The sequence below is a fragment of the Variovorax sp. LjRoot130 genome (genome assembly GCF_964253755.1).
Taxonomy (GTDB): domain Bacteria; phylum Pseudomonadota; class Gammaproteobacteria; order Burkholderiales; family Burkholderiaceae_C; genus Variovorax.
The window spans coordinates 3,642,967-3,668,297 of sequence record NZ_CAXURM020000001.1 but is presented as its reverse complement, the minus strand read 5'-3'; the positions used below and the strand labels follow the sequence as shown (position 1 = coordinate 3,668,297).

The 25,331-nt window shown below is 67.6% G+C and carries 27 protein-coding genes; 11 read left to right on the top strand and 16 right to left on the bottom strand.

Going from position 1 to position 25,331, the window contains the following annotated elements:
- Positions 1-46 precede the first annotated feature (46 nt).
- The 8 genes from ACSQ86_RS18180 to ACSQ86_RS18145 all read right to left on the bottom strand — a co-directional run bounded on the left by ACSQ86_RS18180 (position 47) and on the right by ACSQ86_RS18145 (position 8,787).
- Positions 47-955, bottom strand: a complete 909-nt coding sequence (locus ACSQ86_RS18180; protein ID WP_436309369.1) for a LysR family transcriptional regulator — start codon at positions 953-955, stop codon at positions 47-49.
- Positions 956-964: 9 nt separating this feature from the next.
- Positions 965-1,936 (bottom strand): ornithine cyclodeaminase family protein, encoded by a 972-nt coding sequence (locus tag ACSQ86_RS18175; protein ID WP_436309368.1) that lies wholly within the window; start codon positions 1,934-1,936, stop codon positions 965-967.
- Positions 1,937-1,956: 20 nt separating this feature from the next.
- Positions 1,957-3,096 carry a DSD1 family PLP-dependent enzyme gene (locus ACSQ86_RS18170; RefSeq protein WP_436304609.1) on the bottom strand — a complete coding sequence of 380 codons (1,140 nt, stop codon included), beginning with the start codon at positions 3,094-3,096 and terminating at the stop codon, positions 1,957-1,959.
- A gap of 1 nt (position 3,097) precedes the next feature.
- Positions 3,098-4,552: an N-acyl-D-amino-acid deacylase family protein gene (locus ACSQ86_RS18165; RefSeq protein WP_436304608.1), complete on the bottom strand. Its 1,455-nt coding sequence runs from the start codon at positions 4,550-4,552 to the stop codon at positions 3,098-3,100.
- A 23-nt stretch (positions 4,553-4,575) separates the two neighbouring features.
- Complete coding sequence (locus tag ACSQ86_RS18160; protein WP_436309367.1) at positions 4,576-5,691, bottom strand: DSD1 family PLP-dependent enzyme; 1,116 nt, start codon at positions 5,689-5,691, stop codon at positions 4,576-4,578.
- An 18-nt stretch (positions 5,692-5,709) separates the two neighbouring features.
- Positions 5,710-6,681: a Bug family tripartite tricarboxylate transporter substrate binding protein gene (locus tag ACSQ86_RS18155; protein WP_436304606.1), complete on the bottom strand. Its 972-nt coding sequence runs from the start codon at positions 6,679-6,681 to the stop codon at positions 5,710-5,712.
- Positions 6,682-6,799: 118 nt separating this feature from the next.
- On the bottom strand, positions 6,800-7,663 hold the full coding sequence (locus ACSQ86_RS18150; RefSeq protein WP_436304605.1) for a DUF2272 domain-containing protein: 864 nt from the start codon (positions 7,661-7,663) through the stop codon (positions 6,800-6,802).
- A gap of 167 nt (positions 7,664-7,830) precedes the next feature.
- Positions 7,831-8,787, bottom strand: coding sequence for an AraC family transcriptional regulator N-terminal domain-containing protein (locus ACSQ86_RS18145; protein ID WP_436309366.1), 957 nt, complete (start codon positions 8,785-8,787; stop codon positions 7,831-7,833).
- Positions 8,788-8,911: 124 nt separating this feature from the next.
- Between ACSQ86_RS18145 and ACSQ86_RS18140 the strand changes: the two genes are divergently transcribed.
- A complete protein-coding gene (locus ACSQ86_RS18140) occupies positions 8,912-9,826 on the top strand; it encodes a LysR family transcriptional regulator (RefSeq protein ID WP_093112268.1) in 915 nt (304 codons plus the stop codon).
- On the opposite strand, the gene ACSQ86_RS18135 is transcribed toward ACSQ86_RS18140, so the two are convergent.
- Positions 9,823-10,887, bottom strand: a complete 1,065-nt coding sequence (locus tag ACSQ86_RS18135) for a maleylacetate reductase (protein ID WP_436309365.1) — start codon at positions 10,885-10,887, stop codon at positions 9,823-9,825. The two genes, ACSQ86_RS18140 and ACSQ86_RS18135, sit on opposite strands and share 4 nt — an antisense overlap.
- Positions 10,888-11,013: 126 nt before the next feature.
- Here ACSQ86_RS18135 and ACSQ86_RS18130 point away from each other — a divergent pair, with 126 nt between their 5' ends.
- The gene (locus ACSQ86_RS18130; RefSeq protein ID WP_093111973.1) at positions 11,014-11,883 is read left to right on the top strand and encodes an intradiol ring-cleavage dioxygenase; all 870 of its coding nucleotides are present in this window, start codon (positions 11,014-11,016) and stop codon (positions 11,881-11,883) included.
- A 52-nt stretch (positions 11,884-11,935) separates the two neighbouring features.
- Positions 11,936-12,496 (top strand): NADPH-dependent FMN reductase, encoded by a 561-nt coding sequence (locus ACSQ86_RS18125; RefSeq protein WP_244504133.1) that lies wholly within the window; start codon positions 11,936-11,938, stop codon positions 12,494-12,496.
- Here the strand turns inward: ACSQ86_RS18125 and ACSQ86_RS18120 are convergent.
- Entirely contained in the window at positions 12,471-12,740 is a 270-nt protein-coding gene (locus ACSQ86_RS18120) for a hypothetical protein (protein WP_436304602.1), read from the bottom strand. The genes ACSQ86_RS18125 and ACSQ86_RS18120 overlap by 26 nt on opposite strands.
- Positions 12,741-12,860: 120 nt before the next feature.
- On the opposite strand from ACSQ86_RS18120, the gene ACSQ86_RS18115 reads away from it, so the two are divergent.
- Both ACSQ86_RS18115 and ACSQ86_RS18110 read left to right on the top strand, forming a co-directional pair.
- Positions 12,861-13,298 (top strand): DUF1810 domain-containing protein, encoded by a 438-nt coding sequence (locus tag ACSQ86_RS18115; protein ID WP_436304601.1) that lies wholly within the window; start codon positions 12,861-12,863, stop codon positions 13,296-13,298.
- The gene (locus ACSQ86_RS18110) at positions 13,288-14,910 is read left to right on the top strand and encodes a phospholipase D family protein (RefSeq protein ID WP_436309364.1); all 1,623 of its coding nucleotides are present in this window, start codon (positions 13,288-13,290) and stop codon (positions 14,908-14,910) included. Before ACSQ86_RS18115 ends, ACSQ86_RS18110 begins: the two co-directional genes overlap by 11 nt.
- On the opposite strand, the gene ACSQ86_RS18105 is transcribed toward ACSQ86_RS18110, so the two are convergent.
- From ACSQ86_RS18105 to ACSQ86_RS18085, 5 genes are all read right to left on the bottom strand, one after another.
- Positions 14,907-15,419, bottom strand: a complete 513-nt coding sequence (locus ACSQ86_RS18105; protein WP_436304599.1) for a murein hydrolase activator EnvC family protein — start codon at positions 15,417-15,419, stop codon at positions 14,907-14,909. The genes ACSQ86_RS18110 and ACSQ86_RS18105 overlap by 4 nt on opposite strands.
- Positions 15,420-15,481: 62 nt before the next feature.
- Positions 15,482-17,275, bottom strand: coding sequence for an ABC transporter ATP-binding protein (locus ACSQ86_RS18100; RefSeq protein WP_436309363.1), 1,794 nt, complete (start codon positions 17,273-17,275; stop codon positions 15,482-15,484).
- Positions 17,276-17,290: 15 nt separating this feature from the next.
- Positions 17,291-17,761, bottom strand: coding sequence for a CreA family protein (locus ACSQ86_RS18095; protein WP_436304597.1), 471 nt, complete (start codon positions 17,759-17,761; stop codon positions 17,291-17,293).
- Entirely contained in the window at positions 17,758-18,309 is a 552-nt protein-coding gene (locus tag ACSQ86_RS18090) for an NUDIX hydrolase (protein ID WP_093111985.1), read from the bottom strand. Before ACSQ86_RS18090 ends, ACSQ86_RS18095 begins: the two co-directional genes overlap by 4 nt.
- A gap of 93 nt (positions 18,310-18,402) precedes the next feature.
- Positions 18,403-19,104, bottom strand: a complete 702-nt coding sequence (locus ACSQ86_RS18085; RefSeq protein ID WP_436304596.1) for a fumarylacetoacetate hydrolase family protein — start codon at positions 19,102-19,104, stop codon at positions 18,403-18,405.
- A 104-nt stretch (positions 19,105-19,208) separates the two neighbouring features.
- Between ACSQ86_RS18085 and maiA the strand changes: the two genes are divergently transcribed.
- Positions 19,209-19,847, top strand: coding sequence for a maleylacetoacetate isomerase (maiA, locus tag ACSQ86_RS18080; RefSeq protein ID WP_436310287.1), 639 nt, complete (start codon positions 19,209-19,211; stop codon positions 19,845-19,847).
- Positions 19,844-20,590: a peptidoglycan editing factor PgeF gene (gene pgeF, locus ACSQ86_RS18075; RefSeq protein WP_093111989.1), complete on the top strand. Its 747-nt coding sequence runs from the start codon at positions 19,844-19,846 to the stop codon at positions 20,588-20,590. Before maiA ends, pgeF begins: the two co-directional genes overlap by 4 nt.
- Here pgeF and ACSQ86_RS18070 read toward each other — a convergent pair.
- Complete coding sequence (locus tag ACSQ86_RS18070; RefSeq protein ID WP_093111991.1) at positions 20,522-20,818, bottom strand: hypothetical protein; 297 nt, start codon at positions 20,816-20,818, stop codon at positions 20,522-20,524. The two genes, pgeF and ACSQ86_RS18070, sit on opposite strands and share 69 nt — an antisense overlap.
- Positions 20,819-20,930: 112 nt before the next feature.
- On the opposite strand from ACSQ86_RS18070, the gene phaC reads away from it, so the two are divergent.
- The 4 genes from phaC to ACSQ86_RS18050 all read left to right on the top strand — a co-directional run bounded on the left by phaC (position 20,931) and on the right by ACSQ86_RS18050 (position 25,278).
- A complete protein-coding gene (gene phaC / locus ACSQ86_RS18065; protein WP_436309362.1) occupies positions 20,931-22,655 on the top strand; it encodes a class I poly(R)-hydroxyalkanoic acid synthase in 1,725 nt (574 codons plus the stop codon).
- A gap of 39 nt (positions 22,656-22,694) precedes the next feature.
- Positions 22,695-23,873, top strand: a complete 1,179-nt coding sequence (locus ACSQ86_RS18060) for an acetyl-CoA C-acetyltransferase (protein WP_436304593.1) — start codon at positions 22,695-22,697, stop codon at positions 23,871-23,873.
- A gap of 153 nt (positions 23,874-24,026) precedes the next feature.
- Entirely contained in the window at positions 24,027-24,506 is a 480-nt protein-coding gene (locus tag ACSQ86_RS18055; protein WP_436294521.1) for an aminoacyl-tRNA deacylase, read from the top strand.
- 31 nt (positions 24,507-24,537) lie between these two features.
- Complete coding sequence (locus tag ACSQ86_RS18050; protein WP_436304592.1) at positions 24,538-25,278, top strand: Mut7-C RNAse domain-containing protein; 741 nt, start codon at positions 24,538-24,540, stop codon at positions 25,276-25,278.
- Positions 25,279-25,331: the final 53 nt, after the last annotated feature.

The following is a 25,331-nucleotide window of genomic DNA, read 5'->3' as shown; positions in this document are numbered from 1 at the left end:
CGTTGATGCTTTGCTGAAGCGCTCCGCAGCGTACGGCGTTGGGACCTTAGCTGCGCCATGGCGGCACCGGCTTGAAGCGCTGCTGCAGGAACGACAGGAACAGCTTCACCCTGGCGGACATGCCAAGGCGCTGCGCCACCAGCGCCACCACGTCGGCGGCCGGCAGACTCCAGTCCTCCAGTACCCGAACCAGATGCCCAGAGGCCAGGCTCTCGGCGATGTCCCATTCCGAGCGCATGATCAGGCCCTTGCCCTTCAGCGCCCACTGCCGCACGACGTCGCCGTCGTTGCTGCTCAGGGTCGCCGCCACCCGCACCGCGACTTCACTGCGCTTCTTCTTGAAGTGCCACAGCGTCACGTCTTCCTGGTTTTCGCGCAGCGCGATGCAGTCGTGCCCGGCCAACTCCTGCGGCGTGCGCGGCGCAGGGCGGCGGGCGAGGTAGCCGGGCGCGGCGCAGACGAAGCGCGCATTGGGTGCGATGGGGTAGGCGACCATGCTCGAATTCGCGAGGTTGCCGATGTGCACGATCAGGTCGAAGCGGTTCGCGTCGGCCGCCGACACCACGTCGCTGAGCGTCAGGGAAACCTTCAGCCCCGGGTGCCGCGTATGAAAGTCGGCGATGGCGGCTGCCAGGTGATGCCGGCCGAAGCCCAAGGGGCCGCACACGTTCAGCGTCCCCGCGACCTCGCCCGAACGGGCGCGCAGGTTGTCGATCAGGCCATCCAGTTCGGCGAGCAGGCTCACGGCCCCCGCATGGAAGAGCTCGCCCTCGTCGGTGAGGCTGAAGCGGCGCGTGCTGCGATGGACCAGGTGCAAGCCCAGGCGGCTTTCGAGTTGCCGCAGCCGCTGCGAGACGGACGAGGCCGTCACGTCCATGCGCCGCGCGGCCTCCGCGAGGGAGCCGCTTTCGGTGATGGCGACGAAGAAGCGCAGGTCGGTGATGTCGTGCGACATCCTTCGATACTAATAGTCCACGTTGCTGCCGAGTCCCCGCTTCGCGGCCGCGCGCACGGCGAGATCGGCCACGGCCAGATCCTGCAGCGCCACGCCCGTTCCGTCGAAGAGCGTGATCTCGTCCGCCGTGCGGCGGCCGTCGCACAGGCCTTCGATGACCGCGCCTATGCTGCCGCGGAAGCTCCGATCCGTGATCAGGCCCGCGTCGTAGGCATGCTGGCATTCGCCGATGCTGATGGCCTGTGCGGTCTCGTCGACGAACAGGGCCGCCGTCGCCACCAGCGCCGGATCCAGCTCCTGCTTGCCCCGGGTGTCGGCGCCCATCGCGTTGATGTGGGTGCCGGGGCGCACCCAGGATTTCTCGACCAGGGCCTTCTGCGAGGGCGTCACGGTGATCAGGATGTCGGCGTGGGCGGCCACGGCCTGGGCGCCGCTTTCCGGGACGAACTCCAGGCCGAGTTGCTCCACGATGCGGCCGAAGGCTGTCAGGTTCTCGGCCGAGCGATTCCACGCATGGACCCGGCGGATGGCACGCACGGCCAGTGTCGCGCGCAGCTGGTATTGCGACTGCGCGCCCGCGCCGATGATGCCGAGCACGCTGCTGTCGGGACGCGACAGGTGCTTGGTCGCGATGGCGCTGGCCGCGCCGGTGCGCACGCCGGTCAGGTAGTTCGCGCTGACGAGTGCGCAAGCGCGGCCGGTGTCCGCGTCGAAGAGCAAGGTCGAAGACTGATGGTTGCTCAGGCCCTTGCCCATGTTGTGCGGCCAGTACCCGCCCGCCTTGAGGCCGAGAATGGGTGCGCTGGCGTCGCAGCCGGCCTTGACGCCGAAGACGGCGTCCTGGTAGCCCACGCCCTCGCGAACCACCGGGTAGTTGCGCGCCGCCTGGGCTGCCATGGCGGCGAAGCATTGTTCGACCGCCGCAATGGCGTCCTCGACGCTCACCAGCGCGCGGGCTTCCTGCTCCGAGATGATCAACATCGTGTCTTCCTGTTTGCGCTTCACCAGCCGCTGAAGCGCTGCCAGGTCGCAGTGATCTCGTGGCCGGCGCCGAGCACCTTGTAGTGCTCGTACTGCGCCGCAGTGGGGCAGGCGTGGTTGGGCACGATGCGTACCTGCGCGCCGACCGGCAGATGCAGCGCGCCCTCGATCTTGCCGGAGCGGTGCGCCATGATCCCGTGCTCCTGGTTGGCGCCCACGAGGATGAGGTCGTCCAGCGGCCGCCCGTCGAGGTCGCAGACCAGCCCGTAGCCCTGGTCGACCGGCTGCCTGGCTGTGCCGCGGTCGCGCGACATCGCCATCCATCCGGCGTCGAGGATCGTCCAGCCTTTTTCGCGCTGGTGGCCGATCACCGTGGCCAGCACCGACAGGGCAATGTCGTCCACCCGGCAGACGTTCAGGCCGGCCATCACGAGATCGAAGAACACGAACACGCCGGCGCGCACTTCGGTGACGCCTTCCAGCTGCTCGGCGAAGAGCGCGGTCGGTGTCGAGCCGACGCTGACCACGGGGCATGCGATGCCCGCCGCGCGCAGGCGCTGCGCCGCGTGCACGGCCGCCGCACGCTCCTGCTCGGCCATTGCGCAGATCGCCTCGGTGGATGTGCAGTCGTAGGAGCTTCCGGCGTGCGTGAGGATGCCCTGCACCGGAATGCCGGCGCCTTCGAGGAATTGCGCGATCTCGAGAAGATCGCCGCTATCGGGATTCACGCCCGAGCGGTGGCCGTCCGAGTCGATCTCGATCAGCACGTCGAAATGCCGCTGGGCCGCCTTCGCGCGCCCGGCGAGCATGCGTGCCGCCTCGATGCTGTCCAGGATCAGCGTGAGCCGCACGCCCTGGTCCTGGAGCCTCATCACATGGTCGAGCTTGTTCGGCGCTATGCAGACGGCGTAGAGGATGTCCGTGACGCCGTGCGCCGCGAAGTAGTCGGCCTCGCGCAGCGTCGAAACCGTGATCGGCCCTTGCGGCGATTCCATGATCCGGCGCGTCACCTCGATCGACTTGTTGGTCTTGACGTGGGGACGGAACGAGACGCCGAGGCGGCGCGCCTGGCGGCGCATGCGCTCGATGTTGCGGTCCATGCGCGCCTCGTCGAGCAGCAGCGCGGGCGTCTCCAGTTGTTCGAGAAATTGATTCGTCATTTCAGTGGGCCTCCCGCGCCAGCACGCGCCCGGGGCGCGCGCCGGTCGGGCGGCCGTCTTGCCAGACCATCGCGCCATTGACGATCACCGCGTCGATGCCGCGCGCCGGGGCGATCGGCGTTTCGTAGGTCGCGGCTTCGTCCACGCTGTCGGCGTCGAACAGGGTCAGGTCGGCGTACGCGCCTTCCTTCAGCACGCCGCGGTCCTTGAGGCCGAAGTTCTTCGCCGTGAGCCCGGTCATCTTGTAGACGGCCGTCTCCAGCGGGAACAGCCCGAGCAGCCGGCCGTAGTGGCCCAGCACGCGCGGGAAGCTGCCCCACAGACGCGGATGCGGCGAGGCGTCGTGCGGCAGGCCGTCGGAGCCGATCATGGTCTTGTCGAACTTCAGGATGCGCTGCACGTCGCTCTCGTCGAGCCGGAAGTAGATGCCGCCGGCGGGGCTGAGCCGGCGGATCGCTTCTTCCTCGCTGACGCCCAGCTTCTTCGCAATGACGTCGAGGTCCTGGCCCGCATGTTCGGGCATGGGCTTCGACCAGCTCACGATCACGCGCGACGAGGTCGCTGCGCGGTCGGCCGAGAGGATGGTGGAGCCGGCCGTGTACGGGTAGCAGTCCAGGCAGATCGGCTGGGTGGCCATGTTCTTCTCGATGAAGGACAGCGCCTCCTGCGAACGGCCATGGTTCGCGGGCCCGACCACCTTCATGTGCGAGATCACCACCTGCACGCCGACCTCGCGGCCGACGCGGAAGGTTTCTTCGAGCGAGTCGATCACCTGGTCTGCTTCGTTGCGCATGTGCGTGCAGTACACGCCGTCGAAGTCCTTGAGCGGGCGGCAGGTCTCGATCACTTCCTCGGTCGGCGCGGCGACCGCGGGCTCATAGAACAAGCCGGTGGAGACGCCGATGGCGCCGGCTTCCAGCGCTTCCTGTACCAGCGCGCGCATGCTGGCGATTTGTTCTTCGGTGGCAGGCAGGCCCAGGTCGTCCAGCGTCGCGACGCGCAAGGTGGTGTGGCCCACCAGCAGCGCGCAGTTGGTCGCCGCGGGCTTGGCGCGCAGTGCCTCGATGTACGACGCGAAGGTGGGGAAGGCGAACCAGCCGCCTTCCTCGTCGAGCAGATTCAATGGCGGCGTGACCGGCTGCGTGATTCCGCCCGGCATCGGCGCCAGCGAGATGCCGCAATTGCCCGCGATCACGGTAGTGATGCCCTGGCTGACCTTGGGCGCCATGTCGGGGTTGGAGAGCATGAGGCGATCGTCGTGCGTGTGCGCATCGATGAAGCCTGGCGCCGCGATGCGGCCGCCCTGGTCGATCTCGACGTCGCCGTGCATCGCCGACAGATCGCCGATGCGCGCGATGCGGTCGCCGCGAATGCCGATGTCGCCGGCGAAGCGGGGCGCGCCGGTGCCGTCGACGACGCTGGCGTTGCGGATCAGAAGGTCGAATTTTTCCTGCATCGGATATCTCGAGTTGAAAAGGGTCACAGCAATGCGCCGCGCGCAGCGATCGGCCAGAGGGCTTCGACCCGCTCGCCGCGCACGCAGATCAGTTCGTCATAGAGATTGACGGTCGGGTCGCAGTGGCCGGGCACCAGCATCAGCGGGTCACCCAGCGAAAGCGCGGCTCCGTTGGGGGTGGCCAGCACGCCATGCTCATCCGAGGCTTTCACATAGCGCAGGTCGGCACGCTGCCACACGGTCGGCAGGCCCGAGTCCACGCTGGATGCCTTCAGGCCGGCGTCGACCACGGCGCGCTCGGGCGTCGCGCGGCTCATGACCGTGGTGCGCACGAACAGCGCATGCTCGAAAGCGACGTCGTTCTCGCCGCGCTGGTTGTCGCCATAGTCGCGATCCATGAAGACATAGGAGCCGGCCTGGATCTCGTTGAAGACGCCGGAATCGCGTTCGTGCAGGAAGCTGCCGGTACCCGCGCCCGTTACACACTCGACGGCAATGCCGCAGGCCTCGATGGCCGCGCGGGTGGTGCGCGCGGCCTCCACGGCGCCGGCGATGGCCGCGGCCCGCTCCTGCGGCGCGCGCATGTGCTGGGCCGGGCCGTGGTAGCAGTGCAGGCCCATGAAACGCAGCGGCGTGCCGGCAACGATCTGCCGCGCCAGCCGCACGGCCTCGTCGCCGGGGGCGACGCCGCAGCGGTTCGCGCCTACATTGACCTCGACATAGACATCGAGCGCCACGCCGTGCGCCTGCGCAACGGTGGCCAACGCCTGCACCTGTTGCGGATGATCAACGAGCACGCCCACGCGCGCCTTGCGCGCCAAGGCTGCCAGATGGCGCAACTTGGTGTCGCCCATCACCTGGTTGGTGACCAGCACATCCTCGATGCCGGCCTCCACGAACACCGCCGCCTCGCTGACCTTCTGGCAGCAGATGCCGGCGGCGCCCAAAGCCATTTGGCGCAGTGCGATCTCGGGGGTCTTGTGGCACTTGGCGTGGGCACGAAGACGCACGTTCGTGCCGCGCAGCGCCTCGGCCATGCGCGCGAGGTTGCGCTCGAATGCATCGAGGTCGAGCACCAGCGCGGGCGTGTCGATGGCGCTGAGCTGATCGCCGGGCCTTGCAGCTTTCCAGGGGGTCATGGTGTATCAGCCCGACCGTCAGTCGATCTTCGCGCCCGAGTCCTTGATGATCTTGGCCCACTTGACCGTCTCGCGGCGCGAGAGTTCGAGAAACTGCTCCGGCGTGCTGGGGTCGGTCTCGGCACCCAGCATCTTGAAGCGCTCGCGCACCGCCGGGTTGGCCAGCGCGGTACGGATTTCGGCATTGAGGCGGGTCACGATGTCCTTGGGCATACGAGCCGGCCCAACGATGCCGCCCCAGGCCGCAACCTCGAAGCCCGGCACACCGGATTCGGCAATGGTGGGAATGTCCGGGTAGGTGGGCGAGCGCTGGGCGGACGAGATTCCCAGCGCTCTCACGCGGCCGGCCTGGGCCGGCGGACCGGACACCGGCGTGTTGATCATCATGAGCTGAACGCCGCCGCCGATCAGGTCGGTGAGGCCTGCCGTCCCGGCCTTGTAGGGCACATGCAGCATGTGGGTGCCGGTCATGGACTTGAAGAGTTCCACTCCCAGATGGGCGGTGGTGCCGTTGCCGTCGGATGCAAAAGCCAGCTTGCCCGGGTTCTTCTTCGCATAGGCGATCAGCTCGGGCACGCTTTTGACCGGCAGCTCGTTGTTGACGATCATCAGATTGGACAGGCGCAGCGTGTTGGCGACCAGCGTCAGGTCCTTCTCCACGTCGTACGGCACATTGCTCAGCAGCGAGCGGTTGGTGGCCAGCGAGACGACGTTGCCGTAGGCCAGCGTGTAGCCGTCGGCCGGAGAGCGGACCAGGTCCATGGTGCCGATCGTGTAGGAGCCACCGGGCTTGTTGTCGACCACGATGGGCACGCCCATCTGCTGCGACAACTGCGTGGCCAGTGCGCGCATCAGCGCGTCGGGTGCACCGCCGGGAGCCGACGGCACGATCAGGCGGATCGGCTTGTCAGGATAGGCCGCCAGGGCCGGCATCGAAATGGCCGCCAGCGCGGCAAGAACAAGAGAGGGCAGCAGAGAACGCAGACGCATGGCACGGACCTCCGGCAGTGTGGAATCGATAAGCCGGAAAGCACGGCCTGGAGGCAAGTCTAGGTTTGCGTATTCAAAAAATAAACTACCTGAAACTACATCTATCCTTCAATTTTTCTTACGAGCTGACCCTGTTGTCCAGGAGGACGATCGCCTCGCCGACGAGCTTGCCGTCCGCGGTGATCCTCGGATTGCTCAGCAGCGTGCCATCCGAGCTCAGCTGATAGCCCGTTGCGAACACCGAGTTCTGCACGTTCCCGCCGATCGCCCATGCGACCTCCGGCCCGACGGCCACGACGATGTCGCAATGGCTCGGCAACTCGGGATTGTTCGAGGCATTGAGGTAGTCGTCGTAGCTCGCCGGCTTCTCGCGCCAGCTTCCGATGATGTCGCCCGCCTGGGGTTTTGCCTTGTCGAGCCGCACGCCCCAGAAGGGCGCTGCCAGGTCGCCGCTCGCGTTCTTCTTGATCGCATCCCACATGTACGCGGCATGGCCGATCGACTGCTGGAAGGACTTGTACTCGTCGAACTCCCTGGCCGCCGTCCTCACCATCAGCGAGATCGCCACCGCCGACCAGGGCTGCGTGGCGGTCTTGCCTGTGAACGGCTTGCCGAACGCTTTCCACATCTCGCCGATGAAGCCGCTGAAGGGCTCCTTCGCTTCCTTGCCGGCGCCTCTGTCGAAGCGCAGCCATTGCTCGACGGCCGCGGCAACGAGCGCCTCCCGCGCCGGAGAGGCCGGGTCGCGCAAGGTGGGCTGCTCGGGCGGCTGCCAGTCGAATTTGGTGATCGGCAATGCGGCCTTGACGAAGCCCTCGGTCGATTTCCCATCGACGGCGGTGCGGACGTGATGCCAGCCCTCCGGTCCGTCTTCCAGGTCATCGACGGCCTGCCCGAGGAAGATGGGGCCGATCAGCGTGTCGGGCTCGACCCTGGCCTCGGACCGCACATTGATCGCTTCGACGTTGACGAGTTTCTGCATCGGAAGCTCCTTGTCTCCATGGTCAGGCGAGTTGACCACGAAGCCGCGGGCGTAGCCAGTCGCAAATGGCTGACAAGCAGCTCGGCGTCAGCGATGGGGCGACCTCGCCGCCTTCGCGAGTGCCATGACAGGGCGGATGGAAAAAACCAGTTGAACGCTTGCGGATCTCAAAGCCTGCCGCCCAGCTCACCCTGTCTGAAGCGCCGCACGTCGCGCGCAGGCGGCGCGCCGAACATCCGGCTGTACTCGCGGCTGAACTGCGACGGGCTTTCGTAGCCGACCTTGTAGCCGGCCTCCGCGGCGTCCGCCATGTCGCTGAAGAGCAGACGGCGCGCTTCCTGCAGGCGCAACTGCTTCTGGTACTGCAGCGGGCTCATCGCGGTCACGGCCTTGAAATGATGGTGCAGGGACGACACGCTCATGTGCGCGGCCCGTGCCATGTCCTCCAGCTTCAGTGGCGCCGTGCTGTGTTCCCGCAGCCATGCAATGGCGCGGCAGATGCGTTGGCTCTGGCTGCCCGCGACCGCCAGTTGTCCGAGCCGCCAGCCGTTCTCGGCCTTCAGCAGGCGGTAGTAGATTTCCCGGATGACCAGCGGCGCGAGGGCAGGGACGTCCTCGCGCGTGTCGAGCAGGCGGATCAGGCGCACCACCGCGTCGAGGAGTTCGATGGAGGTCTCGCCGGTGAAGATGCCTCGCGCCGCTGCCTTCGGCGACTTGAGGTGGTCCGCCTCCAGCATCATCGTCGCGATCTCCGCCGGATCGATGTCGAGGCGCAGGGCCAGGTAGGGCGCTTCGGGGGTCGCATCGATGACCTGTCCGGTCACCGGGAGGTTCTGCGACACCACGAGATGGCTGGACGAGTCGTAGACGAACAGCTCGTCGCCGAGCATGACGCGCTTGCTCCCCTGCGCAATGAGGCAGAAGGCGGGTTCGTAGGCGCCATGAAGCGGTTCCCCGACGCGCGTGGATCGGAACACCGCCAGGCCGGGAACGGCGGTGGGGTTGGTGCCCTCCGCGACGGCAAAGCGCTCGATCAGCGCGGCGAGTTCGGCGCGCCGGAGGACCAGTTGCAGTTGCTGGTCCGGACGTTCGCGTGCGGTGGCGGCAGTGGAGACGGTGGTCATGTCCGTAGCTTAGGCAAGCCTGCTGCGTTTGTCTCGCGCGGCCGGCAGGGTTTGGACGATCGGGCAAGAACTCGCGGCGATCCTGCAAGTCCGGGAGGCCGTTGCCACGCAACTAAGATGCCGCATGGATCGCTGGACCGAGATCGAGTTGTTCGTACAAACCGCGGAGCAGGGCAGCCTGTCGCGCGCTGCCGAGGCCGTGGGCCTGTCGAACGCCGCCGCCAGCCGGCACCTGGCCTCGCTGGAAGCGCGGCTGGGCGTGCGGCTCGTGCAGCGCAACACACGCCGCCTCTCGCTGACCGAGGCGGGCGAGAGCTACTACCACCGCTGCAAGACCATCCTGGCCGATCTGCGCGATGCCGATTCGGCGGTCAATGCCCAGGCGCTCGATCCGATGGGCACGCTGCGCATCAGCGCATCGCTGTCCTTCTGCATGCACCACATCGCGCCGCTGCTGCGCGCCTACACCGAGCGCTATCCCAAGGTCGCGGTCCAGGTGGTCGCGGCCAACCGCTACTACGACCTGATCGACAACAACATCGACGTCGCGATCCGCACGCGCGAGTACGAGAACGACTCCAACATCACCATCCGCAGCCTGGCCGAGACGCGGCGCATCCTCGCCGCCTCGCCGGGCTACCTCGATCGGCGCGGCACGCCGCAGAGCGTGGACGAGCTGGCCGCGCACGACCTGCTGATCTACACCTACAGCCACAACCCCGACGAGCTGGCCTTCCGCCGCGGCAGCGAGCGGCGCGTGATCAAGGTCAAGGGCCTGCTCGAGGCGAACGACGGCCAGGTGCTGCGCGCGGCGGCGCTCGACGGGCTCGGCATCCTGGTGCAGCCCAAGTACATCCTCTATGACGACATCGTGGCCGGCCGCCTGGTGCCGGTGCTCGACGAGTGGGACTTGCCGCGCCTGCGCATCAACATCGCCTTCCAGAGCCGGCGCCACATGTCGGCGAAGGTGCGCACCTTCATCGACTTCCTGGTCGAGCACTTCGAGCGCATGGACTACCAGCGCAAGTGGACCAGCTAGGCCGGCGGCTCGCCCTCGAAGGCGCGCTGCAGCAGCGCGCGGATCGCCTCGCGCTCGACCGGGCGCGGATTCCAGTACGGGTTGGCCGCCGCGATGTCCGCCGCGCGGTCGAGGTCGCTGTGCTTCATGCCGATGTCCTTGAGCGCGACCGGCGCGCCGTTGTCGCGCGCCAGCTCGAAGAGCCCTTGCGCCGCGTTCTCGCGGCCCAGCGCTCGCGCAATGCGCTCAATCGCACGCGGCGCCGCGGCCGCGTTGTAGGCGATCGCATGCGGCAGCACCACCGTGTGCACCTCGGCATGCGGCAGGTTGAAGCTGCCGCCCAGCGTGTGGCACAACTTGTGGTGCAGCGCCATGCCGACGTTGCCCAGCACGCTGCCGCACAGCCACGCGCCGTAGAGCGCATCGGAGCGCGCCTCGATGTCCTCGGGCTGGCGCCGGATCGCGGGCAGCGCACGCGCGATCGCGGCAATGCCTTCCTCGGCCATCAGGTCCATCACCGGGTTGCTGTCCTGCGCATACAAGCCCTCGGCCGCATGCGCGATCGCATTGATGCCGCTGGTGACGCTCAAACCCACGGGCAGGCTGCGCGAGAGCTCGGGGTCGTAGATCACGGTGCGCGGCAGCACACGGGGATCCTTGCCGGTCTTCTTGAGGCCCGCTTCGGTCAGGCCGTAGATCGGCGTCATCTCGCTGCCCGCGTAGGTGGTGGGAATCGCCAGGATGGGCAGACCCGAATCCAATGCAATGGCCTTGCCCAGGCCGGTGGTGGAGCCGCCGCCGATGGCCACGGCGCAGTCGGCATCGAGCTCACGCGCGATCTCGCGAGCCTCGCGCGCGGTCTCGATCGGCACGTGCATCGCGGCGCGGTCGAAGATGCCGGCGGCCTGCGCGCCCAGCAGCTCGGCCACGCGCTCGGCCTGGGCGCGCTGCTCGGGCGTGCACAGTACCAGCGCGCGGCGCGCGCCCAGCGCGTCGATCTCGCGCGCCAGGTGGGCGAGGCTGCCGGCGCCGAAGACCACGCGCTGCGGCTGGCTGGTGTAGACGAAGGCCAAGGGTTTCATGCGGGGATGGTAGGCCGAACGCCCCGCGGGAGGCGGCGTGCCGGCGCAAAACAGTTTTCCGCCAAGCTCCTTCCTTGCGTGGCGCGGCAATGCCATAGTCCGGCCCGAACGTTCAAGGAGACCCGCGTGCGCAACCTCGATGAAGACACCATCACCCAGGCCGTACTGGCACGTCACACGGGTGCCGCCGACCCGCGGCTGCGCGAAGTGATGACCAGCCTGGTGCAGCACCTGCATGCCTTTGCGCGCGACATCCGGCTGACCGAGGCCGAGTGGTTTGCGGGCATCAAGTTTCTGACCGAAGTCGGCCACATCACCGACGACAAGCGGCAGGAGTTCATCCTGCTGTCGGACACGCTGGGGCTGTCGATGCTGGTGACGGCGCTCAACAACCGCAAGCCGCGCGAATGCACCGAATCCACCGTGTTCGGACCCTTCCACGTCGAAGGCTCGCCCGAGTATCCGCTCGGGGCCGACGTGGCCAATGGCGCGCGGGGCGAGCCCTGCTTCGTGCGCGGCCGCGTCCTCGGACTCGACGGCGCACCGGTGCCGAATGCGCAGCTGCAGGTCTGGCAAGCCGATGCCGACGGGCTCTACGACGTGCAGTATTCCGGCGAGCACGGCCACCGCGCCCGCGGCACCCTGCATGCCGATGCCGAGGGGCACTTCCATTTCAAGTCGATACGCGCCGAGGCCTATCCGATCCCGCACGACGGGCCGGTCGGCCGCATGCTCGATGCGCTGGGGCGCCATCCGTGGCGGCCCGCCCACCTGCACTTCATGATCACCGCGCCGGGTTTCGAGCGCCTGATCACGCACGTGTTCCGCGACGGCGACAGCTACCTCGACTCCGACGCCGTCTTCGGCGTGCGCCGGTCGCTGATCGCCGACTGGCTGGAGCATCCGCCCGGCACCACGCCCGACGGCGGGATCAGCGAGGTGCCGTACTACACCCTCGACTTCGATTTCATCCTGAATCCCGTAGCGGCTGCATGAAGACGGCTTCGCTGTTCAAATCCAGCTTCCACAACCAGCAGGAAAAATCATCGTGAGCACATTGGATATCGTCGGCCTCTGCGGCAGCCTGCGCGCCGACTCGGTCAACCGGATGGCGCTGAACCTGGCCGCATCGCTGATGCCGGACAGCATGCGCATGGACGCCATCGAATGGCGCGAAATACCGCCCTTCGACGGCGACGTACTGGCCAGGGGCCTTCCGCCGGCCGTGCTGGCGCTGCGCGAACGCATCCGCCGCGCCGACGGCGTGCTCATCGCCACGCCCGAATACAACTTCTCGATACCGGGCGTGTTCAAGAACGTGCTCGACTGGGTGAGCCGCGGCGAGGACCAGCCCTTCGCGCACAAGCCGGTGGCCATTCTTTCGGCCTCGCCCGGCCCGGTCGGCGGCGCGCGCGTTCAGTACGACCTGCGCCGCGTGATGCTGTTCATGAATGCCATGGTGCTGGCGAAGCCCGAGGTGTTCATCGGCGGCGCGGGCGCCAAGTTCGACGCGGCAGGCCAGTGCACCGACGAGACGACCCGCAAGTTCGTCGGCGACCAGATGCGCGCCTTCGACAAGTGGATCAGTGCAGTAAAGCGCATGAGCTGACGTCGGTCGCGTCCAGCACGATGGGCGCGGAGGGCGCGGCGCGGTAGCGCTCCAGGGCCTTGGCCTCGATGCAGTCGAAGTAGTTCTCGCAGGTTTCCGTCAGGTCGCCATCGAGGGTTGGAGACAGGCCGCGCAATGCGGTTTCGGAGATGTGGGCAATGATGCGGGGGCCGTCGAGGCCGTCGGGATAGATGGCGAACCGGACGGTTTTCGTCTCGGTGCAATGGATTGCTTCGCAGTTCATGAAAGTCTCTGGGCTCTCTTTTTCGTGTGCATGGATTTCATGCCGTTGCGATTGCAAAACCGCGCGGCATACTTCGCCACCTGGAGAAAGAAAGCGCCTACAGAGAGCTCCCTGTTGCCCATGAACGATCCCTTCAATTTGCAGCGTTTCGTCGATGCCCAGGACGCCGTGATCGACCGCGTCCGGGACGAGCTGCGCGACGGCAAAAAGCGCAGCCACTGGATGTGGTTCGTCTTTCCGCAATTGGCGGGCCTCGGCCGCAGCGAGATGGCGCGCCACTACGCGATCGCATCGCTGGACGAAGCGCACGCCTACCTCGCGCACGCGCTGCTCGGGCCGCGCCTGCGCGAATGCAGCGCGCTGGTGCTGGCCGTGCAGGGGCGCACGATTGGCGAGATCTTCGGCGCGCCGGACGATCTCAAGTTCTGGTCGTCGATGACGCTGTTTCTCCAGGCCGACCCGTCGCAGGCGGTGTTCCTCGACTGCCTGCACAAGTACTTCGATGGCCGGTCCGATCAGGGGACCTTGTCCCTGATCGAGAGCGGCCATGGCGGCTGATCCTTCGATGCGGCGGGCGCAGGGCGGCTGGGGCAGGGTGGGCGCGTGGCTCGTTTCGATCGTGCTCGCGCTTCTCGTCACGGGCTGTGCCGGCCTTCCGGCGATCGTCGAGCGTCCGCCGTCCTTCGCCCTGGCCGATACGGCGGACACGGCGCTCGCGCGCATGGCCGCCAAGGGCGCGCCCGACGCGCAACTGAGCGGCTTCCGGTTGTTGCCGATGCCGGCGTATTCGATGCATGCACGCCTCGAACTCGCGCGCCGCGCGCAACGCAGCATCGACATCCAGTACTACTTGGTGCAGAACGACGAGACCGGCCGCTACCTGCTGCGCACCCTGCGCGACGCGGCCGAGCGCGGCGTGCGCGTGCGTGTCCTCATCGACGACCTCTACACCGCCGGCGCCGACGAGCTGCTGGCCGGCCTGGGCGCCCATGCGAACGTGGAGGTGCGCCTGTTCAATCCCTTCCCGGCAGGACGCGACCGCCTCGTCACGCGGCTTGCGGCCTCGCTGTTCGACATCGACCGTATCCATCGCCGCATGCACAACAAGCTCTTCGTCGCCGACAACGCGATGGCGGTGGTCGGCGGGCGCAACATCGCCAACGAATACTTCCTGCGTGACGCCGGATCGAACTTCATCGACATCGATACGCTGGTGACGGGCGCGGTGGTCCCGAGGCTCTCCTCGCTGTTCGACGTCTACTGGAACAGCCCTTACGTGTACCCCGTCCAGTCGCTGGCGGCCGTCGGCGGCTCGCTGCGGCAACTGCGCGAGCGCTTCGAGGAGATGACCTGGGACGCCGCCATCTGGATGCCCTCGGCACCGATCGAGCGCGACTTGCTGGGCTATCGGGCGCTGGGCGAGGATTTCGAGGAGGGCGAGCTCTCGCTGATCTGGGCGCGGGCCGAGGCCTACGCCGACGCGCCGCACAAGGCACTGGGCCCGCGCGAGGACCGGCCGCGCGTGACGGCCGATGCGCCCGAGGGCGTGCTGTACAACGTGCGCCGCCTGGTTCGCTCGGCCGAGCGCGAGGCGCTGATCACCACGCCCTACCTGATCCCGGGGCGCGGCGGCATGGAGTCGGTGCGCCTGTTGCGCGAGCGCGGCGTGCGCTTCACGCTCGTGACCAACTCGCTCGCGGCCACCGACGAATCGCTGGTGCACCTGGGCTACCGCCACTACCGGCCCGAACTGGTCAAGGTCGGCGTGCAACTCTACGAACTGAGCCCCAAGCGGGTCGAGCAGACCAAGCGCTTCGGCGTCTTCGGCTCGGCCGCCGGGCGCCTGCACGGCAAGTCGGCGGTGGTCGACGGCAAGGCGGTGTTCCTCGGCTCGCTGAATTTCGATCCGCGCTCCGATCTGCACAACACCGAACTCGGCCTGTTCATCTACAGCCCGCAGATTGCGGCGCAGCTCACCAGCCTGATCGGCTTCATCACCATGGACGCGGCCTACCGCGTCCGGATGGGGGACAGCGGCAAGATCGAATGGGTGAGTCCGTCGGAAGACGGTGGCCCCGATCTCGTCTTCCACGAGGAGCCCGAAACCGACTTCGGCTCGCGCCTGAAGCTGGAGTTTTTCGCACCGCTGGTGCCGGAGAGCTTGCTCTAGGGCATCAAGCGTCCGCTGAGGTAGGGCTCGGGATCGACCGCCACGCCCTGCTTGCGGATCTCGAAATGCAGCTTCACGCGGTCGGCGCCGCTCATGCCCATCTCGGCGATTCTCTGGCCCTGGCGCACCACGTCCTTTTCCTTTACCAGGATGTTCTGAGCGTGCGCGTAGGCGGTGAGGTAGGTTTCGTTGTGTTTCACGATCACCATGTTGCCGTAGCCGCGCAGTTCGCTGCCGACATAGACGACGCGGCCGTCGGCGGAGGCGAGCACCGCATCGCCCATGCTGCCGGCGATGTCCAGGCCCTTGTTGCGCTTGCCGTCGAAGCGCGAGAGCGTCGGGCCCGCCGCCGGTCGGATGAAGGCGGCCTGGGCTTGTGGGGCCGGATTGCTGGGAACGTTGGGCTGGCCGGCGCGCGGCGTAGGCAGCGGTGTCGTCGAGCAGGCGGCGAGGCCGGCGACTGCAAGAGCGACGAGGCCGGTGCGGAGAGCGAGGGTCTTGGATGGCATGGCTTTTTTTGGAACGGATTCGGCGCCAAGGGTTCCACCGGGATCCGGGCCGAGGCGCATTTTTAGCACGGTGCGCGCGCCGGGGGCGAGGCCGGCGCCTGGAGCGACGGCTGGCGCGCCAGCACCGCCGCGCGCGCGCCGGCATCGACGATGCGGCCGGCTTCCATCAGCACGACGGTGTCGAAGCGCTCGAGCAGGCTCAGCCGATGGACCGATGCGATCACGCAGGCCTCGGGAAAGGCCGCCGCAATGCGCTCCAGCACGCGGCCTTCGGTCGCTGCATCCAGCGCGCTGGTCGGTTCGTCGAGCAGCAGCAGCGAGCTGCCTTTCGCGGCCAGCACGCCGCGCGCAAGGCACAGGCGCTGCCGCTGCCCGCCGGACAGATTGAAGCCGCGTTCGGATAGCGGCGTGTCCAGATCGCCGCGCGTGGCCGCGAGCACTTCGTCGAAGGTGCTGGCATGCAGCGCGGCCCGGATCGCATCGTCATCGAGCGGCTGGCCGAAGCCCAGGTTCTCGCGCACGCTGGCCTCGAAGACCTCGGTTTCCTGCGGGATCAGGGTCGCGATGCTGCGCAGCCGCGGCCAGGCCGTGGGCTCGCCGTCGATTGCCAGCGTGCCGCCTTGCGGCGCATACAGCCCGGCCAGCACGCGCAGCAGCGTGCTCTTGCCGCCGCCGCTGGGCCCGACGAGCGCAACGCGCTGGCCGCGCCGCAGCATGAGCGCGAGCTCGTGCAGGCCGCTCGGCACATGCTCGGTGACCGCCTCGGTGCCGCGCGGCCGGTAGTTCCAGACCAGTCCGTCGACCTGCAGCGTGCGCCAGGCTGCATCGCGATCGATGCGTTCCTGCGCCAGGTCGTCCGCGCGCGACGGCGCCTGCCAGATCGGCGCCGCGCTGCCGTAGTCGGTGTGCATGCGCGCGAAGAAGCTGAAGTTGGCCGCCATCGAGGTCACGACGCTCGCGGCCTGCTGCGCGTACTGGTAGATCATGAACACCGCACCCAGCATCACCGTCTGGCCCGGCGTGCGCGACTGCCAGACGTAGACCACGACCAGGCCCCAGGTCAGCGCCAGCCCCATGACATCGACCGAGAACCACTTGCCCTCGTTGAGCACCACCGTGCGCTTGAGCGGGGCCGAGATGGCAGCCATGCGCCGGCCCAGCAGCAGGCGCGAGGCGGCCGAGAGCCGGAGGCCGATCACGGTCGAGGCATTGGCCAGGAAGTCGAGCAGCGCCGCGACGTAGCGCCGGTCGGCATCGTTCTCGGCGCGGGCCAGCCGCATCAGTGCGCGGTCGAAGCGCACGATGACGATCGCGATCACCACGTAGCCCGCGATCGCCATCGCGCCGCTGGTGCGCGAGAGCAGCGTGAGCGCGATCAAGGGCCCGATGAAGTTGACGATGTTGGTGAGGTAGATGAACTGGTTCTGCGCGAAGTCCGACAAGGCGCGGCTCGCCTGGTGCACGCGGTGCTGCAGCTCGCCGGAATGGTGGCCATCGTGCCAGGCGAGCGACGCGGCGGCGATGCGCGCATAGAGCGCATCGGCCAGCGCCTCGCGCACGCGCAGACCCACGTTGCGCTCGAGGATGCGCCCTGGGCCGTGGACAACCCACGACAGCACGTAGATCCCCGCCAGCGCCGCGATCCAGCGTCCGGAGCGCGCGATGTCGCCGGTCTGCAGCGCATTGATGGCCTGCGCCGCGAGCCACGGCATCGTGAGCCGCAGCAGTTGAGAGCCGGTGAGCAGCGCGGTCGCGCCGAGCAGCTGCCCGCGCTTGCCCTCGGCGTGGCGCCACAGCGCGCCGTAGAGCTCGCCCATGGCGCCCATCGCATGGCCCGGTGCAGCTGCAACGCTCATGCCAGGCGGCCGCCGCTACTTCAGCGGGATCGGCGTGCCCCGGTCGATCGGCACCGCGGTCACGCTGTTCTTCGGCGAACCGTCGATCAGCAGGTCGGAGTAGGTGAGGTAGACCAGGGTGTTGCGCGCCGGATCGACCATGCGCACCACGCGCAGCCGCTTGAACAGGATCGACAGCCGTTCGCTGTAGACCTCTTCGCGCTTCGGCAAAGGCTGGGTCACGCGCACCGGGCCGACCTGGCGGCAGGCGATGGAGGCCTCGGCCTTGTCCTCGGCCAGGCCGAAGGCACCTGAGAGCCCGCCGGTCTTGGCGCGCGAGACATAGCAGGTCACGCCGCTCACCTTGGGGTCGTCGTAGGCCTCGACCACGATCTTGTGGTCCGGCCCGATCAGCTTGAAGGCGGTGTCGACCTCGCCGACCGGTTCGGCCAGCGCACTCGCGGCCAGCGCGGCGCAGCACAACAGTGCGAGAAGAGGATGCCTCATACGATGTCGAGCGTGTGAACGCGGTCGAAGCTGCCGCGCCGCCGGTCTTCGAAGTAGTGCTCCAGCGCCGCGCGAACGGTGCGGAAGGCGATCTCCTCCCAGGGAATCTCTTCCTCGGTGAAGAGCCTGGCCTCGAGGGTCTCGTGGCCCGGATCGAACTTCTCGCTCAGGAGCCGTGCGCGATAGAAGAGATGCACCTGGCCCACGCGCACCACGCTCATCACCGCGAACAGGCCTTCCATCTCGTACTCGGCGCCGGCTTCCTCGTCGGTCTCGCGCGCCGCGCCCTGCTCGGTGGTCTCGCCCAGTTCCATGAAGCCGGCCGGCAGCGTCCACTTGCCCCAGCGCGGCTCGATGTTGCGCTTGCACAGCAGCACGCGTTCGCCCAGCACGGGAATGGTGCCGACCACGTTCAGCGGGTTCTCGTAGTGCACCGTATGGCACGCCGGACAGATGGCGCGCTCCTTGGTGTCGCCGTCGTCGGGCAGGCGGTAGACCACCGCGGTCCCGCAGTTCTTGCAATGCTTGATGGGGACGCGCAGGAGCATCTTCAGCCCGCGCGCCGGGCCGCCCCAAGGGCGGGCTGCGCGCCCTCGGGGGGCAGCGAATACACGAAGTGATGAGCGTGGGGGCCCATTGCTTCAGATGACTTTGACAGTCAGGGTCGGCAGGCCGGTGACCTCGCCGACCATCGTGTCGCCGGCCATCACCGCGGCCACGCCTTCGGGCGTGCCGGTGAAGATCAGATCGCCGGGCGCGAGCTCCCAGGCGGCCGACAGGTGCTCGATGGTCTCGGCGATGCTCCAGATCAGCTTGCTCACGTTGCTGCGCTGGCGGTCCTTGCCGCCGACCTGCACCGAGATCTCGGCCTTCTCGACATCGCCGGCCTGCGCCACCGGCACGATCGGGCCGATCGGCGCGCTCTGCTCGAAGCTCTTGCCGATGTCCCAGGGGCGCCCCTGCTTCTTCATCTCGCCCTGCAGGTCGCGGCGCGTCATGTCCAGGCCGACCGCGTAGCCGAAGATGTGCTTGTGGGCATCGGCCGCCAGGATGTTCTTTCCGCCGGTGCCGATGGCCGCCACCAGCTCGATCTCGTGGTGCAGGTTCTTGGTGAGAGTCGGGTAGGCCATGGTGCCGGTCTCGCCGGCGGCGACCACCACCACGGCGTCGGCCGGCTTCATGAAGAAGAAGGGCGGCTCGCGGCCGGTAAAGCCCATTTCCTTCGCATGCTCTTCGTAGTTGCGGCCCACGCAGTAGATGCGGTGCACGGGGAAGCGGCCTGCCTGGCCGACCACGGGAATGGAGACCACCGGCGGCGGCGTGAAAACGTATTCGGAAGCCATGGGGAAAAACGTCCTTTTCAGCGAAAGCGGCAGTGTGCCAGAGGGCCGGGCGCGCTGCCCGGGTTTGGCACCCCCCCGGGGCCGGGGCTATGCTTCACACCATGATGAAGCTTCATTCCTACTTCCGCTCCTCGGCCTCGTTCCGGGTACGAATCGCGCTGAACCTCAAGGGCCTCGACTACGACTACATCCCGGTGCACATCGCGCGCGGCGAGCACAAGACCGGGCCCTTCTCCGCCATCTCGGCCGACATGCTGGTCCCGCTGCTCGAAGACGAGGGCGAGCGCTTTTCGCAGTCGATGGCGATCATCGAATACCTGGACGAAGTGCATCCCGAACCGGCGCTGCTGCCGCACGATCCGGTGGGCCGCGCGCGCGTGCGGGCGCTGGCGCAGTCGATCGCCTGCGAGATCCATCCGCTCAACAACCTGCGCGTGCTCAAGTACCTGGTGCGCGAGCTCAAGCTCGACGAGGCGGCCAAGAACGCGTGGTATCGCCACTGGGTGCGCGAGGGCATGCTGGCCTTCGAACGCCAGCTCGCGCAGCATCCCGCCGGCCTCTATTGCTGGGGCAGCGCGCCCACGCTGGCCGACTGCTGCCTGGTGCCGCAGGTCTTCAACGGCCAGCGCTTCGACTGCGACTTCAGCGGCCTGCCGCGTACCATGGCGGCCTTCGAGGCCTGCATGCAGCTCGATGCCTTCCAGCGCGCCCAGCCCTCGCGCTGCCCCGACGCAGAAGCATGAACGCTGCCGACTGGCTGGTGCCCGACTGGCCAGCGCCGGCTGGCGTGCATGCGCTGTGCACCACGCGCCGAGGCGGAGTCTCTGGCGGCAACTACCGCGGACTGAACCTCGGGGATCACGTCGGCGATGCACCGGCCGATGTGGCAGCCAACCGGGCGCTTCTGCGCCAGGCCATCGGCGCGCGGGCCGTGTTTCTCCGGCAGGTGCATGGCACGCAGCTGCTGCCGCTCGATGCGTCCACGCCGGATGGCGAGGCCGCCGACGCCTGCACCACCAGCGCCAGCGGCGTGGCCTGCACGATCATGGTCGCCGATTGCCTGCCGGTGCTGTTCACCGACGAACAAGGCCGACGCGTGGCCGCCGCGCATGCGGGTTGGCGCGGCTTGGCGGCCGGGGTGCTCGAACGGACGGTGGAGAGCTTCGGCGCGGACGACCGGCTCATGGCCTGGCTCGGGCCCTGCATCGGGCCCGATGCCTTCGAGGTCGGCGACGAGGTGAAGGCGGCCTTCGATGCCGGCGCCCCTGAAGCCGCTCGATGCTTCAAGTCCGCTGGACAACCCGGCAAATGGCTGGCCGACCTGGCCGGCCTGGCCCGCCAGCGCCTGCGTGCGGCCGGCGTGACGCAGCTTCACGGCAACGACAGCTCCGAGGCTTGGTGCACGGTGCACAACCCGTTACTCTTTTTCTCGCACCGGCGGGACCGCGTCAGCGGGCGTTTCGCGGCCTGCATCTGGCGCGGCTGAAGCGTTCGCGCCAGCCCGGATCGCGGCTTCGCGTTCGGCCGCTTCGCGTTCGCGCAGCGCCCGCCGCCGTGCCGGCGTGGCCATCAGGTAAACCACCAGTGCCACCGGCGCCAAGCCGTAGAGTAGAAAGGTGAAGACCGCGCCGAGCACGGTGCCGGTGGTGTTGGTGGCTTCTGCGACCGCCATCATCAGGGCGACATACAGCCAGGCGATGACGACGAGGTGCATAGACGATTGTTTCAGGAAGGTATAGCGGGGCTTGCTGGTCGGGCCCCTGCGAATGCAGCATACTCAAAACCCGTTGCCATGAGGCGAGTCAGGCGAGGAACCAGGAGACGTCATGAGACCAGAACAACAGGCCGCGGCAGCCGATAGTTTCGCGCCCTTCCAGCAGGCGCTGACCCAAGGATGGGGGAAGGCGCTCGAATCCTTCCAGTCGCTCGGCGCCGGCGGCAACGCGGGCGCCCCGTGGGAGATGCCGAAGTTCTCGCTGTCCGCCGAGAAACTGCAGCAGTTGCAGCAGCAGTACGTCGAAGAGGCCACCGAGCTGTGGCGCCAGGACCTCGCGGCCCGCGCCGGCGGCGACAGGCGCTTTGCGGGCGAGGCCTGGGGCAGCAATCCGGTCTCGGCCTTTTCGGCGGCGGTCTACCTGCTCAACACGCGCACGCTGCTCGGCATGGCCGAGGCCGTCGAAGCCGACGAGAAAACCCGCTCCCGCCTTCGCTTCGCGGTCGAGCAGTGGACGGCCGCCTCGGCGCCCAGCAACTACTTCGCTTTCAACGCCGAGGCGATGAAGAAAGCCCTCGACACGCAGGGCGAGAGCATCGCCAAGGGCATCCAGAATCTCCTGCACGACGTGCAGCAGGGCCACCTGAGCATGACCGACGAAAGCGCTTTCGAGGTCGGCCGCAACGTCGCGACCACCGAAGGCTCCGTGGTGTTCGAGAACGAGCTGTTCCAGCTGCTCGAATACAAGCCGCTCACCGCCAAGGTCTACGAGCGGCCGCTGCTCCTGGTGCCGCCTTGCATCAACAAGTTCTACATCCTCGACCTGCAGCCCGAGAACTCGCTGATCCGCTATGCGGTGGAGCAGGGCCACCGCGTGTTCGTCGTGAGCTGGCGCAATCCCGATGCATCGATGGCCCAGTACACCTGGGACCGCTACATCGAGGACGCCGCGATCAAGGCGATCCAGGTTACGCGGGAGATCACCGGCCAGGACAAGAAGGGTGGGCAGATCGACACGCTGGGCTTCTGCGTCGGCGGCACCATCCTCTCGACCGCGCTGGCGGTGCTGGCGGCGCGCGGCGAGCAGCCGGCGGCGTCCGTAACGCTGCTGACCACCTTGCTCGACTTCGTCGACACCGGCGTGCTCGACATCTTCATCGACGAGGGCTTCGTGCAGTTCCGCGAGATGCAGATGGGCCAGGGCGGCCTTCTGCAGGGCGGCGAGCTCGCCTCGACCTTCAGCTTCCTCAGGCCCAACGATCTGGTGTGGAACTATGTGGTCGGCAACTACCTGAAGGGCGAGACCCCGCCGCCCTTCGACCTGCTCTACTGGAACAGCGACGCCACCAACCTGCCGGGCCCGATGTACTGCTGGTACCTGCGCAACACCTATCACGAGAACAAGCTGGCCCAGCCCGGCGCGCTCACCGTGGCCGGCGAGAAGATCGACCTCGGTCGCATCGAGGCGCCGGTCTACATCTATGGCTCGCGCGAAGACCACATCGTGCCGATCGGCGGCGCCTACGCCTCGACGCAGGTGCTGTCGGGCAAGAAGCGCTTCGTGATGGGCGCCTCGGGCCACATCGCCGGCGTGATCAACCCGCCGGCCAAGAAGAAGCGCAGCCACTGGATCCGCGCCGACGGCAAGCTGCCGAAGAGCCAGGCCGAGTGGCTGGCCGGCGCGACCGAGCATCCCGGCAGCTGGTGGACCGACTGGTCCGCCTGGCTCAAGACCCATGCGGGCAAGCAGATCCCTGCCCCCAAGACCTACGGCAAGGGCAGCGCCTACAAGGCGATCGAGCCGGCGCCCGGTCGCTACGTCAAGGCAAAGGCCTGAACTTCACTTTTTTTCAATAGCAGCCTCGGAGAGCACACCATGGAAGACATCGTCATCGTTTCAGCCGCACGTACCGCTGTCGGCAAGTTCGGCGGATCGCTGGCCGGGATTTCGGCCACCGAGCTCGGCGCCATCGTCATCAAGGAGGTGCTGGCGCGCGCCAAGGTCGGCAGCGACCAGATCGGCGAAGTCATCATGGGCCAGGTGCTGGCGGCGGGTGCCGGCCAGAACCCGGCGCGCCAGGCGCTCGTGAAAAGCGGCATCACCAAGGAAACGCCGGCGCTCACCATCAATGCCGTGTGCGGTTCGGGCCTCAAGGCCGTGATGCTGGCGGCGCAGGCGGTGGCCACCGGCGACAGCGAGATCGTCGTCGCGGGCGGGCAGGAGAGCATGAGCCTGGCGCCCCACGTGCTGCCCAACTCGCGCAACGGCCAGCGCATGGGCGACTGGAAGCTGGTCGACACGATGATCATCGACGGCCTGTGGGACGTCTACAACCAGTACCACATGGGCATCACGGCCGAGAACGTGGCCAAGAAGTACGACATCAGCCGCGCCGCGCAGGACGAGCTCGCGCTCGGCAGCCAGACCAAGGCGGCCGCCGCGCAGGATGCCGGCAAGTTCAAGGACGAGATCGTCGCCGTCAACATCCCGCAGAAGAAGGGCGATCCGCTGGTCTTCAACCAGGACGAGTTCATCAATCGCAAGACCAGCGCCGAGGGCCTGGCCGGCCTGCGCCCGGCCTTCGACAAGGCCGGCGGCGTGACCGCGGGCAATGCCTCGGGCCTGAACGACGGCGCCGCCGCCGTGTTGGTGATGACCGCCAAGAAGGCGGCCGCGCTGGGCCTGAAACCGCTCGGCCGCATCGCGAGCTACGCGAGCACCGGCCTCGACCCGGCCTTCATGGGCATGGGCCCGGTGCCTGCTTCGACCAAGGCGCTGCAGCGCGCCGGCTGGAAGCCGCAGGACCTCGACGTGCTCGAGATCAACGAGGCCTTCGCCGCGCAGGCCTGCGCCGTCAACCGCGAGATGGGCTGGGATGTGAACAAGGTCAACGTGAACGGCGGCGCCATCGCCATTGGCCACCCGATCGGTGCCTCCGGCTGTCGCATCCTGGTGACGCTGCTGCACGAGATGCAGCGCCAGAACGCGAAGAAGGGCATCGCCTCGCTGTGCATCGGTGGCGGCATGGGGGTGGCGCTCACGATCGAACGCTGAAGCGTCCATCACCACCCCTGAAAGCGCCGCGCAACACGCGGCGCTTTCACTTGCGATCCGCTGGCGCCGGGAGCAAACTGAGGAGACGGCCGGGCCGAGCATGCCGAGCCGCTGTTCGAACCAGGGCCCGTGGCTTCGCACAAGGAGCATGCCATGTCCATTCCTTCGCATCTGTCCGACTACCTCGAACAGCGCGGCACACGCTACGAGGTTTGCATGCATGAGCACAGCCGCACCAGCGCGGAGACGGCTCACAACGCCCATGTTCCTCCGGGTCAACTGGCCAAATCGGTCATCCTCGAGGACGAAACGGGCTGCGTGATGGCCGTCGTTCCCGCCGACAAGATGGTCATGCTGGGCGAGTTCTCCCGCATACTCGGCCGCCACAGGCTGAGGCTGGCCGACGAAGCCCGCGTTGCGACGCTGTTCGAGGACTGCGAACCCGGTGCGATACCGCCGATCGGCATGGCCTGGGGTATCCAGACCATCGTCGACGACGAACTCGAGACCAGCGACGTCGTCTACATGGAAGGCGGCGATCACGAGCGGCTGCTGCGGATGTCGCGCGAGCAGTTTCACGAGCTGATGCGCGCTCAGCCGCACGGGAATTTCTGCAAGTCGCCGACGCATTGAGTGCGATGTCGGAAGCCGTCATTGGCTGGCAATGGTCACTGCGACCTTCCGGTTCTACGAGGAGCTGAACGACTTTCTGGCACGCGAGCGGCGCGGGCACGAGTTCTCCTGCACGTGCGCGCGGGCGGCGACCGCCAAGCACATGATCGAGGCGCTCGGTGTGCCGCACACCGAGGTCGAGCTGGTGCTGGTCAACGGCGAGTCGGCCGGATTCGGGGTGTTGCTGAGCGATGGCGATCGGGTCGCCGTGTTTCCGAAGTTCGAAGCGCTCGATGTCACGCCGCTGCTGCGCGTTCGCGAGCATGCGCTGCGCGTCACGCGCTTCGTCGCCGATGCGCATCTGGGCGGGCTCGCTCACCTGCTGCGCATGACCGGATTCGATACCCTGTACGACAACCATTTCCGCGACGAAGAGATCGAGCGTATCGCTGTAGCGCAGGGGCGCATCGTGCTGACGCGGGATCGGGAGCTGCTCAAGCGCCGTGGGATCACGCATGGCTGCTACGTGCATGCCTTGCGATCGGCCGAGCAGTTGCGCGAGATCTTCGATCGACTCGACCTGGCGCGTGGTGCGCGGCCGTTCACGCTGTGTCTGAACTGCAACACGCCCTTGCATGGGATCGACAAGGCGCTGGTCACGTCGACGCTGCCACCGGCGGTGCGCGAGCGCTACCAACGTTTCAGCGTATGCGATGTTTGCCGTCGCGTGTTCTGGGAGGGGTCGCACTGGCAGCGCATGCGCGTTATGGTGGATGGGTTGCTGGCGGAGTGATGGCCGACAGCGCTCGGAACGTCACGGACCTCGTAGCCACCGGATAGGGCCTT

Excerpts from the sequence above, each read along its gene's own strand:
- ACSQ86_RS18180 (WP_436309369.1), bottom strand. The coding sequence starts at position 955 with ATGTCGCACGACATCACCGACCTGCGCTTCTTCGTCGCCATCACCGAA.
- ACSQ86_RS18175 (WP_436309368.1), bottom strand. The coding sequence starts at position 1,936 with ATGTTGATCATCTCGGAGCAGGAAGCCCGCGCGCTGGTGAGCGTCGAG.
- ACSQ86_RS18170 (WP_436304609.1), bottom strand. The coding sequence starts at position 3,096 with ATGACGAATCAATTTCTCGAACAACTGGAGACGCCCGCGCTGCTGCTC.
- ACSQ86_RS18165 (WP_436304608.1), bottom strand. The coding sequence starts at position 4,552 with ATGCAGGAAAAATTCGACCTTCTGATCCGCAACGCCAGCGTCGTCGAC.
- ACSQ86_RS18160 (WP_436309367.1), bottom strand. The coding sequence starts at position 5,691 with ATGACCCCCTGGAAAGCTGCAAGGCCCGGCGATCAGCTCAGCGCCATC.
- ACSQ86_RS18155 (WP_436304606.1), bottom strand. The coding sequence starts at position 6,681 with ATGCGTCTGCGTTCTCTGCTGCCCTCTCTTGTTCTTGCCGCGCTGGCG.
- ACSQ86_RS18150 (WP_436304605.1), bottom strand. The coding sequence starts at position 7,663 with ATGCAGAAACTCGTCAACGTCGAAGCGATCAATGTGCGGTCCGAGGCC.
- ACSQ86_RS18145 (WP_436309366.1), bottom strand. The coding sequence starts at position 8,787 with ATGACCACCGTCTCCACTGCCGCCACCGCACGCGAACGTCCGGACCAG.
- ACSQ86_RS18140 (WP_093112268.1), top strand. The coding sequence starts at position 8,912 with ATGGATCGCTGGACCGAGATCGAGTTGTTCGTACAAACCGCGGAGCAG.
- ACSQ86_RS18135 (WP_436309365.1), bottom strand. The coding sequence starts at position 10,887 with ATGAAACCCTTGGCCTTCGTCTACACCAGCCAGCCGCAGCGCGTGGTC.
- ACSQ86_RS18120 (WP_436304602.1), bottom strand. The coding sequence starts at position 12,740 with ATGAACTGCGAAGCAATCCATTGCACCGAGACGAAAACCGTCCGGTTC.
- ACSQ86_RS18115 (WP_436304601.1), top strand. The coding sequence starts at position 12,861 with ATGAACGATCCCTTCAATTTGCAGCGTTTCGTCGATGCCCAGGACGCC.
- ACSQ86_RS18110 (WP_436309364.1), top strand. The coding sequence starts at position 13,288 with ATGGCGGCTGATCCTTCGATGCGGCGGGCGCAGGGCGGCTGGGGCAGG.
- ACSQ86_RS18105 (WP_436304599.1), bottom strand. The coding sequence starts at position 15,419 with ATGCCATCCAAGACCCTCGCTCTCCGCACCGGCCTCGTCGCTCTTGCA.
- ACSQ86_RS18100 (WP_436309363.1), bottom strand. The coding sequence starts at position 17,275 with ATGAGCGTTGCAGCTGCACCGGGCCATGCGATGGGCGCCATGGGCGAG.
- ACSQ86_RS18095 (WP_436304597.1), bottom strand. The coding sequence starts at position 17,761 with ATGAGGCATCCTCTTCTCGCACTGTTGTGCTGCGCCGCGCTGGCCGCG.
- ACSQ86_RS18090 (WP_093111985.1), bottom strand. The coding sequence starts at position 18,309 with ATGCTCCTGCGCGTCCCCATCAAGCATTGCAAGAACTGCGGGACCGCG.
- ACSQ86_RS18085 (WP_436304596.1), bottom strand. The coding sequence starts at position 19,104 with ATGGCTTCCGAATACGTTTTCACGCCGCCGCCGGTGGTCTCCATTCCC.
- maiA (WP_436310287.1), top strand. The coding sequence starts at position 19,209 with ATGAAGCTTCATTCCTACTTCCGCTCCTCGGCCTCGTTCCGGGTACGA.
- pgeF (WP_093111989.1), top strand. The coding sequence starts at position 19,844 with ATGAACGCTGCCGACTGGCTGGTGCCCGACTGGCCAGCGCCGGCTGGC.
- ACSQ86_RS18070 (WP_093111991.1), bottom strand. The coding sequence starts at position 20,818 with ATGCACCTCGTCGTCATCGCCTGGCTGTATGTCGCCCTGATGATGGCG.
- phaC (WP_436309362.1), top strand. The coding sequence starts at position 20,931 with ATGAGACCAGAACAACAGGCCGCGGCAGCCGATAGTTTCGCGCCCTTC.
- ACSQ86_RS18060 (WP_436304593.1), top strand. The coding sequence starts at position 22,695 with ATGGAAGACATCGTCATCGTTTCAGCCGCACGTACCGCTGTCGGCAAG.
- ACSQ86_RS18055 (WP_436294521.1), top strand. The coding sequence starts at position 24,027 with ATGTCCATTCCTTCGCATCTGTCCGACTACCTCGAACAGCGCGGCACA.
- ACSQ86_RS18050 (WP_436304592.1), top strand. The coding sequence starts at position 24,538 with ATGGTCACTGCGACCTTCCGGTTCTACGAGGAGCTGAACGACTTTCTG.